A 12,279-nucleotide genomic window follows, 5' to 3' on the forward strand; every position below is an offset into this window, starting at 1 on the left:
CGGTAACGGATTAAAGCCCCGCAACGTGTTGCGGGGCTTTTTACATTGGAAACCCGGAAAATTTTCTGTAGGGAAAACGGGCATGAAGCAGCAGGCCGGCATTGGTATTCTTTTGGCGCTCACGACCGCAATGTGCTGGGGTGCGCTGCCAATTGCAATGAAGCAAGTACTGGAAGTGATGGAGCCGCCTACGGTGGTCTTTTATCGCTTTCTGATGGCAAGCATCGGCCTCGGCGCCATTCTGGCTATCAAAGGTAAGCTTCCGCCTTTGCGACTTTTCCGCAAACCGCGCTGGCTGGTGCTGCTGGCTATCGCGACGGGCGGTCTGTTTGGTAACTTCATCCTGTTCAGCTCTTCTCTGCAGTATCTTAGCCCTACAGCGTCACAGGTGATTGGTCAGCTTTCACCTGTGGGCATGATGGTCGCCAGCGTGTTTATCCTCAAGGAGAAGATGCGTGGGACGCAGATTATCGGGGCGAGCATGTTGCTGTGTGGTCTGGTGATGTTCTTTAACACCAGCCTGATCGAAATTTTTACCCGCCTGACGGATTACACCTGGGGTGTGATTTTTGGTGTGGGAGCAGCTACGGTCTGGGTAAGCTATGGCGTCGCGCAAAAGGTTTTATTGCGGCGCCTGGCCTCACAGCAGATCCTTTTTTTGCTGTACACTTTATGTACAGTTGCATTATTGCCGTTAGCAAAGCCGGGTGTCATTACCCAGCTGAGCGACTGGCAGCTGGCGTGCCTCATTTTTTGTGGGCTTAACACGCTGGTTGGTTATGGCGCGCTTGCTGAAGCAATGGCGCGCTGGCAGGCAGCACAAGTTAGCGCATTGATCACGCTGACTCCGCTGTTTACCCTGTTATTTTCAGATTTGTTATCAATGGCCTGGCCCGATGTCTTCGTCAGACCGATGCTCAACCTGTTGGGCTATCTCGGTGCGTTTGTCGTGGTTGCGGGCGCGATGTATTCCGCCATTGGTCATCGTCTTTGGGGACGTTGGCGCAAAAATGAAGCGGTCCCCGCTCAGGCGAATGAGTTACGGAGAGTAAAATGAAGTTTGTTGATGAAGCAACGATCCTGGTTGTGGCTGGTGATGGCGGCAACGGTTGCGTGAGCTTCCGCCGTGAAAAATATATTCCTCGAGGTGGCCCGGATGGCGGCGACGGTGGGGATGGTGGTGATGTGTGGCTGGAGGCGGATGAGAACCTCAACACGCTGATCGACTACCGTTTCGAAAAATCCTTCCGCGCTGAACGTGGTCAGAACGGTCAGAGCCGCGACTGTACCGGTAAACGCGGTAAAGACGTGACCATTAAAGTGCCGGTTGGTACGCGCGTGATTGACCAGGGCACCGGTGAAACCATGGGTGACATGACCAAACACGGTCAGCGCCTGATGGTTGCAAAAGGTGGATGGCACGGTCTGGGCAACAGCCGCTTCAAATCATCCGTTAACCGTACTCCGCGTCAGAAAACGATGGGTACGCCGGGCGATAAGCGCGATCTGCAGCTGGAGCTGATGCTCCTGGCAGACGTGGGCATGCTGGGTATGCCAAATGCCGGTAAATCGACCTTTATTCGCGCGGTTTCTGCGGCGAAACCAAAAGTGGCGGACTATCCGTTTACCACGCTGGTACCGAGCCTGGGTGTTGTCCGTATGGATAACGAGAAGAGCTTCGTTGTTGCTGACATCCCGGGTCTGATCGAAGGTGCAGCGGAAGGTGCCGGTCTCGGCATTCGCTTCCTGAAACACCTTGAGCGTTGCCGCGTACTGCTGCACCTCATTGATATCGATCCTATTGATGGTTCCGATCCGGTTGAAAATGCCCGGATCATCATCGGTGAGCTGGAAAAATACAGCGAAAAACTGGCGTCTAAACCGCGCTGGCTGGTCTTCAACAAGATCGACCTGATGGATAAAGCTGAAGCGGAAGCGAAAGCTAAAGCGATTGCTGAAGCGATGGGCTGGGAAGATAAATACTACCTGATCTCCGCGGCAAGCCAGGTTGGCGTGAAAGACCTCTGCTGGGATGTGATGACCTTTATCATCGAAAACCCGGTTGTTCAGGCTGAAGAAGCGAAACAGCCAGAAAAAGTCGAATTCATGTGGGATGACTACCACCGTCAGCAGCTCGAAGAGCTGGAAGCGGAAGAGGAAGACGACTGGGACGATGACTGGGATGAAGACGACGAAGAAGGTGTCGAGTTCATCTACAAGCACTGATATCTGTCTAAAGCCCCCATTCCGGGGGCTTTTTTTATTCCAGCGTTGAGGGGAGCCAGCAGCTTGCTATCAGGCCGCCTTCAGCACCGTTCTCCAGCGCCAGCTTACCGCGGTGGAGTTGCAGGATACGCTGTACGATACTCAGGCCCAGGCCGCTACCGCCGTAGCGCTGATCAAGCCGACGGAACGGCTCGGTGATCGACTGTCGATGTGCTTCATCGATGCCGGGCCCCTGATCGCTCACGCTGACCAGCGTACCTCCCGCAACCTCGGTTAGTGCCACGGTGATTGTTGTGCCTGGTGGACTATAACGTCCGGCATTTTCCAGCAGGTTACGCAGCATCAGTCGCAAAAGCACCGCGTCACCCTGCACCGTAAGGGTGCTTTTGGCCGGCCATATCACCGTATGTTCTTTGGCTTCATGCTCAAGACCAAGGGGCGTGATGATCGTGTCCGTCCAGTTGATGGTCTCATAGTGACCGCTCGCCATCGCCTGTCCGGCACGGGCCAGCATCAGCAGTTGTTCAACGGTATGCATGAGCTGATCGATACGGCTGATTAACGTTGTCGCCTGCGGAGAGCCTGACTGCGCCATTAACTCCAGATGAAGCCGGATCCCGGCCAGTGGCGTTCGCAGTTCGTGGGCGGCGTCTGCGGTGAAGAGACGCTCCTGCTGAATGGTACTGTCCAGCCTGGCGAGTAGCTGGTTGAGAGAGGTGGTAACGGCGCCTATTTCTTCCATGTCGGAATACATAGGCAGCGGCGTTAAGTTATCCGCCGAACGGTTAGCGAGGCTGTCGCGGAGTTTATTCAGAGGCCGGGTTATCCAGGTGACCGCCCAGAATGAAAACAGCAGAGTGAAACTGACCATCACCAGGGAAGGGACCAGAAGAGATGCAATCGCCTCGCGGATCTCTTTTTCGACATGGTTATTGCGGGCTTTTGCAGACAGCGTTTCATTCACCAGAAAGCCAATCTGCTCACGACTTTCATGCCACAACCAAATCACGCTTATCAGCTGGAAAAATAACAGAATGACCGCCAGCAACACCATTAATCGCCGACGCATGCTGTTCATTTCTGGCTCTCCAGACGATAGCCAACGCCGCGGACGGTTTTTATCCTGTCTTTGCCAAGCTTGCGACGCAGGTTATGGATGTGGACTTCCAGGGTGTTAGAGCCGGGATCGTCCTGCCAGGAGTAAATGTCCTGTTGCAGCGTTTCACGGTGCACCGTTTGCCCGCTGCGCATAATCAGGCGGGTCAGGAGGGCGAACTCTTTTGGGGTCACTTCAACGGGCTGGGACTGACGCAGTACCTGCTGGGTTTGCAGATTGAGCGTGATGTCGCCGTCCGTCAGCAGATTATCGCTGTGCCCCTGATAGCGCCGGATAAGCGCCCGCACGCGTGCCTGAAGTTCTGCGAGCGCAAAGGGCTTCACCAGATAGTCATCTGCGCCAGCATCGAGGCCGGTAATACGATCTTCAATCGCATCGCGTGCCGTCAGGATCAACACCGGGTTAGCGATGCCGCGCCGACGCCATTGGGTGAGCAGCGTCGCGCCGTCTTTGTCCGGCAAACCCAAATCGAGGATCACCAGACTGTACTCGCCGCTCTGGATCAGGGAATCCGCCTCTGCCGCGGTACCGGCACAATCCAGAGCATACCCTTCGTTGGCAAGCCCCAGCGCGAGTCCTTCCTGCAATAACAGATCATCTTCAACTATGAGTAGTTTCATCGCTAGTTATTCTGATAAATGTCTTTATAAAGCCTGCTTTCGAAGCGAACCAGCGGAATACGACGGTTGCGCTGATCGGTCGGTTCGACGGCATAGCCGGAAAGATACTGTACGAAGGCCATGCGTTGTCCGCTGGCGGTCGTGATGAACCCTGCAAGATTGTAAACGCCCTGCAGTGAACCTGTTTTAGCGGATACTTTGCCATCTACGCCGGCCGCGTGAAGCCCGGCGCGATACTGCAGAGAACCGTCATGCCCGGCAAGCGGCAGCATTGAAATAAAGTTTAGCTCAGAGTCATGTTGTGCAATGTACTGAAGCACTTGCATCATGGTTGCCGGTGCGATCAAATTATGACGCGATAATCCGGAACCATCGACAGCAATGGTATTACCCAGATCGATTCCCGCCTGTTGGCGCAGGATCTGGCGCACAGCGTCTGAGCCCGCGCGCCAGGTTCCCGGCACGCCAAAACGCGCGTGGCCGATCATGCGGAACACCGTATCAGCAATCATGTTGTCAGACTTTTTCAACATAATTCGCAGCAAATCGTGCAGCGGAGGCGACTGTTTGCTGGCGATGACCGTTCCGGGCTGGTTGACCTGCGTCTGGCGGAGCAGCGTACCGGAGTAGCTAATGCCTGCCTGCTTCAGTTCATCCTTCAGAATGGCGCCCGCGTAGCTCGCGCCATCTTGTATCGCAAAGGCCAGCGGCAGGGGATCGGCGCGTTGGGTCAGACAGCCGGTGAGCGTGAAACGGTTAAGATCGCCAGGCACCACGTCCAGTTCGCAATACTGGGCATCCGGGGAGCCTTTGGCCAGCGTACGCACCTGGCTAAACATGGTCACCGGGTAGTAGGATGCCACGCGGATAAACGCTAAATCATCCGGTTTGGGCGCGCTGTAAAGGGAAATTGAAAAGCAGTTGCGGTCAACAATCGCGGCGGCGGGTGGTGCGCTAAAGCATTGCGTCATGTCGTTCCACGGCCAGCCTGGCGCTTTATCATGGCTGGCAAAAATCGAGGTGTCGATCAGCACGTTACCCTCGATTTTCGTCACACCGGATTTTTTCAGCACCGCCACCATATTGCGGATATCCTGGCGCTTAAAGGTCGGATCGCCGCCAAAACGGGCAATAAGATCGCCCTTCAGTACACCGCCCTCAATGTTGCCTTTGCTCTCAAGCGTGGTGGTAAAACGAAAGTCAGGGCCGAGCTGAAGCAGCGCGGCGAGGGCCGTGATCACCTTTTGGGTACTGGCAGGCAGCGCCATCTGTTGACTGTGATAGTCAATCTCTGGCGTCTGCGCCCCGACCTTTTGCACCATCAATGCAAGGTTAGCACCTGCGGGTAGCTGATTAATGTACTCATCAACATTCGCGGCCTGAACGCTGAACGCTATACTGGTAGTCAATCCGATGATAAATCTGGAAAATCGCATAATCTCGCGCTAACAACCCGAAAACAAACCGTCATACTACGGTGCATAGCACTGCAAAGTAAACGATGACCCATAGTGAACTTCGCGGTAAAATGCGTATCAAATTGAAAAATTGCTGCTGACCTGGGGCGTTGCTCCCGGGTCGGTTTTCTTTTTGCTTCTTGCCCGCTTAGGGGGGCAGGGGCAGGGAACACTGCTCCCAACAGGAATGTTTAAGAGGTATAACAAATGCAAGCTATTCCGATGACCTTACGTGGTGCCGAAAAACTGCGCGAAGAGCTGGATTTCCTGAAATCCGTTCGTCGCCCTGAAATTATCGCCGCTATCGCGGATGCGCGTGAGCATGGCGACCTGAAGGAGAACGCTGAATACCACGCGGCGCGTGAGCAGCAGGGCTTCTGTGAAGGACGTATCAAAGATATCGAAGCAAAACTGTCCAATGCGCAGGTTATCGATATCACCAAGATGCCTAACAATGGGCGTGTGATCTTTGGTTCAACCGTGACCGTGCTGAACCTGGACAACGACGAAGAGCAGACCTATCGCATCGTGGGTGATGATGAAGCAGACTTCAAACAGAACCTGATTTCCGTGAACTCTCCGATTGCTCGCGGCCTGATTGGCAAAGAGCAGGATGATGTTGTTACCATTCGCACGCCTGGCGGTGAAGTGGAATACGAAATTATCAAGGTTGAATACCTGTAATTCGCATCTCTGGTAAGATGTTGATACATTGTAAAGAAAAGAAAAAGGCCGCATAGCGGCCTTTTATCAACTCAAGGAGCATGGCATTTTGCTCGCCTGCTGACAGAAATCCCTCGTTTCACACAGAAAATGTGTTTGATTCAGGATATCCTTAGCGTGGCAGCGAGATTTTACGCTCTTTAGATGGGCGGTAGAGCACCAGCGTTTTACCGATGACCTGTACATTACAGGCGCCGGTTTCGCGCACGATGGCTTCCACGATCAGGTTTTTAGTGTCTCTGTCTTCAGAGGCGATTTTCACCTTGATCAGCTCGTGGTGTTCCAGCGCTTGTTCAATCTCGGCAAGCACCCCTTCGGTCAAACCATTGTTGCCAAGCATCACTACAGGCTTGAGCGGATGTGCCAGACCTTTAAGGTGCTGTTTTTGTTTAGTACTCAGATTCATCGTATATTTTTGCTTACGTTGGGATTGAAAACGGTTCATTCTACCGCCATCTCCCTTATATCGCCAAATAGCTGCGTAGAAATTTACGTCACAGGCAAGTAACGATGAACCAGGACGGAAATGTTAAATGACAGGTAAAAAGCGTTCTGCCAGCTCCAGCCGCTGGCTTCAGGAACACTTTAGCGATAAATATGTTCAACAGGCGCAGAAAAAGGGGTTGCGTTCCCGTGCCTGGTTTAAACTTGATGAAATACAGCAAAGTGACAAACTTTTTAAGCCGGGGATGACGGTTGTTGACCTCGGTGCGGCACCTGGCGGATGGTCCCAGTATGCGGTAACGCAGATCGGCGGAACGGGCCGAATCATCGCGTGCGATCTTTTACCAATGGATCCTATCGTCGGTGTCGACTTCCTTCAGGGCGACTTTCGTGATGAATTAGTGCTTAAAGCGTTACTTGATCGTGTAGGTGACAGTAAGGTCCAGGTTGTCATGTCAGATATGGCACCAAATATGTGTGGAACACCGGCGGTGGATATCCCCCGCGCCATGTATCTGGTGGAGCTAGCGTTAGAAATGTGTCGTGATGTACTAGCGCCTGGTGGTAGTTTTGTTGTGAAGGTGTTTCAGGGCGAAGGTTTCGAGGAGTATCTTAAGGAAATTCGCTCCCTGTTTGCGAAGGTCAAAGTTCGTAAGCCGGACTCTTCCCGGGCCCGTTCCCGCGAAGTGTATATTGTAGCGACCGGGCGAAAATGATAACCGGTAGATTTCAGGCGAAAGTTTGAATGAAACTGGATATAGAGTATCCTGACGCTGTTTTTAACACAGTTGTAATATGAGGTTAATCCCTTGAGTGACATGGCGAAAAACCTAATACTCTGGCTGGTCATTGCCGTTGTGCTGATGTCAGTATTCCAGAGCTTTGGGCCCAGCGAGTCGAATGGCCGCAAGGTGGATTATTCTACCTTCCTGCAGGAGGTCAATCAGGACCAGGTTCGCGAAGCGCGTATCAACGGACGTGAGATCAACGTTACCAAGAAAGATAGTAACCGTTACACGACTTACATCCCGGTGAACGATCCTAAGCTGCTTGATAACCTTCTGACCAAAAACGTCAAAGTGGTAGGCGAGCCGCCAGAAGAACCAAGCCTGTTGGCTTCAATCTTCATTTCCTGGTTCCCGATGCTGCTTCTCATCGGCGTCTGGATCTTCTTTATGCGCCAGATGCAGGGCGGCGGTGGCAAAGGTGCCATGTCGTTCGGTAAGAGCAAGGCGCGTATGCTGACGGAAGACCAGATTAAGACTACGTTCGCTGACGTTGCAGGTTGTGACGAAGCGAAAGAAGAAGTCGGTGAACTGGTTGAATACCTGCGCGAGCCGAGCCGTTTCCAGAAACTGGGCGGTAAGATCCCGAAAGGCGTGCTGATGGTCGGCCCTCCGGGTACCGGTAAAACCCTGCTGGCGAAAGCTATCGCAGGTGAAGCGAAGGTGCCGTTCTTTACTATTTCAGGTTCTGACTTCGTCGAAATGTTCGTGGGTGTCGGTGCATCTCGTGTGCGTGACATGTTCGAGCAGGCTAAGAAGGCAGCACCATGCATTATCTTCATCGATGAAATCGACGCCGTAGGCCGCCAGCGTGGCGCGGGCCTGGGCGGTGGTCACGATGAACGTGAACAGACCCTGAACCAGATGCTGGTTGAGATGGACGGCTTCGAAGGTAACGAAGGTATTATCGTTATCGCCGCAACTAACCGTCCGGACGTACTTGACCCGGCGCTGCTGCGTCCAGGCCGTTTCGACCGTCAGGTTGTGGTCGGTCTGCCAGATGTTCGTGGTCGTGAACAGATTCTGAAAGTGCACATGCGTCGCGTACCGCTGGCGCCAGATATCGACGCGGCAATTATTGCGCGTGGTACCCCGGGCTTCTCCGGTGCGGATCTGGCTAACCTGGTCAACGAAGCTGCTCTGTTCGCCGCTCGCGGTAACAAGCGCGTGGTGTCCATGGTGGAGTTCGAGAAAGCGAAAGACAAAATCATGATGGGTGCGGAACGTCGCTCCATGGTGATGACGGAAGCGCAGAAAGAGTCCACGGCATATCACGAAGCCGGTCACGCGATTATCGGCCGCCTGGTACCGGAGCACGATCCGGTACACAAAGTGACGATTATTCCGCGCGGTCGTGCGCTGGGTGTGACCTTCTTCCTGCCTGAAGGCGACGCGATCAGCGCCAGCCGTCAGAAACTGGAAAGCCAGATTTCAACCCTGTACGGTGGTCGTCTGGCGGAAGAGATCATTTACGGGCCGGAACATGTTTCTACCGGTGCGTCGAACGACATTAAAGTGGCGACAAACCTGGCACGTAACATGGTCACTCAGTGGGGCTTCTCCGACAAACTCGGTCCGCTGCTTTATGCAGAGGAAGAGGGTGAAGTATTCCTGGGCCGCTCCGTGGCAAAAGCGAAACATATGTCCGATGAGACGGCTCGTATCATCGACCAGGAAGTGAAAGCGCTGATTGAACGTAACTACGGTCGCGCGCGTCAGATCCTGAACGACAATATGGACATCCTGCATTCGATGAAAGATGCGCTCATGAAATATGAGACCATCGATGCACCGCAGATTGACGACCTGATGGCTCGCCGCGAAGTGCGTCCGCCAGCAGGCTGGGAAGACCCAGGTGCTTCCAACAATTCTGACAACAATGGCACCCCGCGTGCGCCGCGTCCGGTCGATGAACCGCGTACGCCGAACCCGGGCAACACCATGTCAGAACAGTTGGGCGACAAGTAAGTCACTGCTGTTGAAGCGTTTGTCTGTATCTCAAACCCTGGAGCTTGCTCCGGGGTTTTTCTTTTTCATTTAACCATATTGATACCAGGGATTTAGCCATGAAACTCTTCGCCCAGGACTCGCATCTCGATCTCTCACATCCTCATGTGATGGGTATCCTGAATGTTACCCCTGACTCCTTCTCTGACGGCGGCACGCACAACACGCTTATCGACGCGGTTAAGCACGCGAATTTAATGATCAACGCGGGTGCTACCATCATTGATGTCGGCGGTGAATCGACGCGCCCAGGGGCAGCGGATGTGTCGGTGGAAGAAGAGCTGGCGCGCGTGGTGCCGGTCGTTGAGGCAATCGCACAACGTTTTGAGGTATGGATCTCCGTCGATACTTCCAAACCAGAAGTGATTCGTGAAGTGGCGAGAGTGGGTGCTCACATTATTAATGATATCCGCTCGCTGACTGAACCCGGTGCAATCGAAGCCGCTGCTGAGACAGGGTTGCCTGTGTGCCTGATGCACATGCAGGGGCAGCCGAAAACCATGCAGGAGGCGCCGAAGTATGACGATGTCTTTGCTGATGTGAATCGCTTCTTTATTGAGCATATTGAACGCTGTGAGCGTGCAGGCATCCCAAAAGAGAAATTGCTGCTCGACCCGGGGTTCGGTTTCGGTAAAAATCTCTCCCACAACTATGCACTGCTTGCGCGCTTATCGGAATTCCATCACTTCGGCCTGCCGCTGCTGGTGGGGATGTCGAGAAAATCGATGATTGGCCAATTGCTTAACGTAGGGCCGAGCGAGCGCCTGAGTGGTAGTCTGGCCTGCGCGGTCATTGCGGCGATGCAAGGCGCGCATATTATCCGTGTCCATGACGTCAAAGAAACAGTAGAAGCCATGCGCGTGGTGGAAGCCACACTGGCAGCGAAGGAAAACAAACGCTATGAGTAATCGTAAATATTTTGGGACCGATGGTATCCGTGGGCGTGTCGGCGATGCGCCTATCACGCCTGATTTTGTCCTTAAGCTTGGCTGGGCTGCTGGCAAGGTACTCGCACGTCATGGCTCCCGTAAGATCATTATTGGTAAAGATACCCGTATTTCAGGTTATATGCTGGAATCGGCGCTGGAAGCCGGACTTGCAGCCGCCGGGCTGTCAGCTTCCTTTACTGGCCCAATGCCAACGCCTGCTGTTGCGTATCTGACCCGTACCTTCCGCGCGGAAGCGGGAATTGTGATTTCGGCCTCCCATAACCCGTTCTATGACAACGGCATCAAGTTCTTCTCCATTGATGGCACCAAGTTGCCGGATGAAGTGGAAGAAGCCATTGAAGCCGAAATGGAAAAAGAGATCACCTGCGTGGACTCCGCAGAGCTGGGTAAAGCAAACCGTATCGTCGATGCCGCGGGTCGCTATATTGAGTTTTGCAAAGGCACCTTCCCGAACGAACTGAGCCTTGCCCACCTTAAAATTGTGGTGGACTGCGCCAACGGTGCGACCTACCACATTGCGCCAAACGTATTCCGCGAGCTGGGCGCCAAAGTGATCACCATTGGCTGCGAGCCGGATGGTCTGAACATTAACGAGCAGGTTGGCGCGACGGACGTGCGTGCCCTGCAGGCGCGCGTGCTGGCAGAGAAGGCCGACCTGGGTATTGCGCTGGATGGCGACGGCGATCGCGTGATCATGGTCGACCACGAAGGCAACAAGGTTGATGGCGATCAGATCCTCTACATCATCGCCCGCGAAGGGCTGCGTCAGGGTCAACTGCGCGGTGGTGCCGTCGGCACGCTGATGAGCAACATGGGTCTGGAGCTGGCGCTGAAACAGCTGGGTATCCCGTTTGTTCGCGCGAAAGTGGGTGACCGTTACGTGCTGGAGAAGCTTCAGGAGAAAGGCTGGCGCATTGGCGCAGAAAACTCAGGCCACGTGATCCTGCTCGACAAAACCACCACCGGTGACGGCATCGTGGCTGCGCTTCAGGTCGTCGCAGCGATGGCCCGTAACCATATGAGCCTGCACGATCTCTGCAGCGGCATGAAAATGTTCCCGCAGATCCTGGTGAACGTGCGTTTCACGGCAGGTAAAGGCGATCCTCTGGAAAATGACAATGTGAAAGCGGTAATGGCTGACGTTGAAGCGGCGCTGGGAAGCCGTGGCCGCGTGCTGCTGCGTAAGTCCGGAACTGAACCACTGATTCGCGTTATGGTGGAAGGTGAGGATGAAGCGCAGGTGACTGAATTTGCCCACCGTATTGCTGATGCCGTTAAAGCTGCATAAACTTGCACGCTAACTGTTTAAAAAGGCGACTTTTGTCGCCTTTGTTTTAAGCAATTAATGGCTTTTTGCTGTTTTTTTCCGCAGTTGATACAATGGCTCAAAAATGCCCTTGCGAAGGCCATTCGCTTTGGTTAGTATTCACACCCGCTTCAGTGGGAAACAAAAATCCTGCTAATTGGTCGAAGCATTGGTATGCGGCAAATCCGCAAGGAACAGGTTGATTATGTACGAAGCTCTTTTAGTTATTTTCCTTATTGTAGCCATCGCTCTCGTAGCGCTGATTATGCTGCAGCAAGGTAAAGGCGCTGATATGGGAGCCTCCTTCGGAGCAGGCGCTTCCGGTACGCTGTTCGGTTCAAGTGGTTCTGCGAACTTCATGACCCGTACGACAGCGATTCTGGCTACGCTGTTCTTCATCATCAGTCTGGTGCTGGGCAATATCAACAGCAACAAGACCAGTAAAGGAAGCGAGTGGGAAAACCTGAGCGCGCCAGCGAAAACTGAGCAGACTCAGCCAGCTGCACCGGCGAAGCCAACCAGCGATATCCCGCAGTAAGTATTCCGTACCGAGGTGGTGGAATTGGTAGACACGCTACCTTGAGGTGGTAGTGCCCTAACGGGCTTGTGGGTTCGAGTCCCATCCTCGGTACCAATATATGTTC

The 12,279-nt window shown here is 53.8% G+C and carries 12 protein-coding genes and 1 tRNA gene; 9 read left to right on the forward strand and 4 right to left on the reverse strand.

From position 1 onward, the window contains the following. Positions 1-82 precede the first annotated feature (82 nt). Positions 83-1,057: a DMT family transporter gene (locus L977_RS00115; RefSeq protein ID WP_014885382.1), complete on the forward strand. Its 975-nt coding sequence runs from the start codon at positions 83-85 to the stop codon at positions 1,055-1,057. Beyond that, complete coding sequence (cgtA, locus tag L977_RS00120) at positions 1,054-2,226, forward strand: Obg family GTPase CgtA (RefSeq protein WP_014885381.1); 1,173 nt, start codon at positions 1,054-1,056, stop codon at positions 2,224-2,226. The genes L977_RS00115 and cgtA overlap by 4 nt, the downstream gene beginning before the upstream one ends. Before the next feature lie 34 nt (positions 2,227-2,260). Here the strand turns inward: cgtA and pmrB are convergent, their stop codons facing one another. From pmrB to dacB, 3 genes are read right to left on the reverse strand one after another with little or no spacing between them, the layout of a single operon-like run. Next, positions 2,261-3,304 carry a two-component system sensor histidine kinase PmrB gene (gene pmrB, locus L977_RS00125; RefSeq protein ID WP_023331397.1) on the reverse strand — a complete coding sequence of 348 codons (1,044 nt, stop codon included), beginning with the start codon at positions 3,302-3,304 and terminating at the stop codon, positions 2,261-2,263. After that, positions 3,301-3,963 (reverse strand): two-component system response regulator PmrA, encoded by a 663-nt coding sequence (gene pmrA, locus L977_RS00130; RefSeq protein ID WP_014885379.1) that lies wholly within the window; start codon positions 3,961-3,963, stop codon positions 3,301-3,303. The genes pmrB and pmrA overlap by 4 nt, the downstream gene beginning before the upstream one ends. Positions 3,964-3,965: 2 nt before the next feature. Beyond that, positions 3,966-5,399 (reverse strand): serine-type D-Ala-D-Ala carboxypeptidase, encoded by a 1,434-nt coding sequence (gene dacB / locus L977_RS00135; RefSeq protein ID WP_014885378.1) that lies wholly within the window; start codon positions 5,397-5,399, stop codon positions 3,966-3,968. A gap of 228 nt (positions 5,400-5,627) precedes the next feature. Here dacB and greA point away from each other — a divergent pair, with 228 nt between their 5' ends. Further along, positions 5,628-6,104: a transcription elongation factor GreA gene (gene greA, locus L977_RS00140; RefSeq protein ID WP_014171793.1), complete on the forward strand. Its 477-nt coding sequence runs from the start codon at positions 5,628-5,630 to the stop codon at positions 6,102-6,104. A 151-nt stretch (positions 6,105-6,255) separates the two neighbouring features. Here greA and yhbY read toward each other — a convergent pair whose 3' ends face one another. After that, a complete protein-coding gene (gene yhbY, locus L977_RS00145; RefSeq protein ID WP_003861814.1) occupies positions 6,256-6,549 on the reverse strand; it encodes a ribosome assembly RNA-binding protein YhbY in 294 nt (97 codons plus the stop codon). 127 nt (positions 6,550-6,676) lie between these two features. Between yhbY and rlmE the strand changes: the two genes are divergently transcribed. From rlmE to L977_RS00175, 6 genes are all read left to right on the forward strand, one after another. Then, positions 6,677-7,303 carry a 23S rRNA (uridine(2552)-2'-O)-methyltransferase RlmE gene (gene rlmE, locus L977_RS00150; protein WP_003861812.1) on the forward strand — a complete coding sequence of 209 codons (627 nt, stop codon included), beginning with the start codon at positions 6,677-6,679 and terminating at the stop codon, positions 7,301-7,303. A 102-nt stretch (positions 7,304-7,405) separates the two neighbouring features. Further along, positions 7,406-9,340, forward strand: a complete 1,935-nt coding sequence (gene ftsH, locus L977_RS00155; protein ID WP_013098921.1) for an ATP-dependent zinc metalloprotease FtsH — start codon at positions 7,406-7,408, stop codon at positions 9,338-9,340. Between the two features lie 98 nt (positions 9,341-9,438). Continuing rightward, a complete protein-coding gene (gene folP / locus L977_RS00160; protein WP_014885377.1) occupies positions 9,439-10,287 on the forward strand; it encodes a dihydropteroate synthase in 849 nt (282 codons plus the stop codon). Then, positions 10,280-11,617, forward strand: a complete 1,338-nt coding sequence (glmM, locus tag L977_RS00165) for a phosphoglucosamine mutase (RefSeq protein ID WP_014885376.1) — start codon at positions 10,280-10,282, stop codon at positions 11,615-11,617. The genes folP and glmM overlap by 8 nt, the downstream gene beginning before the upstream one ends. 223 nt (positions 11,618-11,840) lie before the next feature. After that, positions 11,841-12,173, forward strand: a complete 333-nt coding sequence (gene secG, locus L977_RS00170) for a preprotein translocase subunit SecG (protein WP_003861803.1) — start codon at positions 11,841-11,843, stop codon at positions 12,171-12,173. Positions 12,174-12,182: 9 nt separating this feature from the next. Then, positions 12,183-12,269: transfer RNA gene (locus L977_RS00175), tRNA-Leu, on the forward strand. The last annotated feature ends 10 nt before the right edge of the window (positions 12,270-12,279 follow it).

The sequence above is a fragment of the Enterobacter sp. ZOR0014 genome, from assembly GCF_000798855.1.
In the GTDB taxonomy this organism is placed as follows: Bacteria; Pseudomonadota; Gammaproteobacteria; order Enterobacterales; family Enterobacteriaceae; genus Enterobacter; species Enterobacter kobei.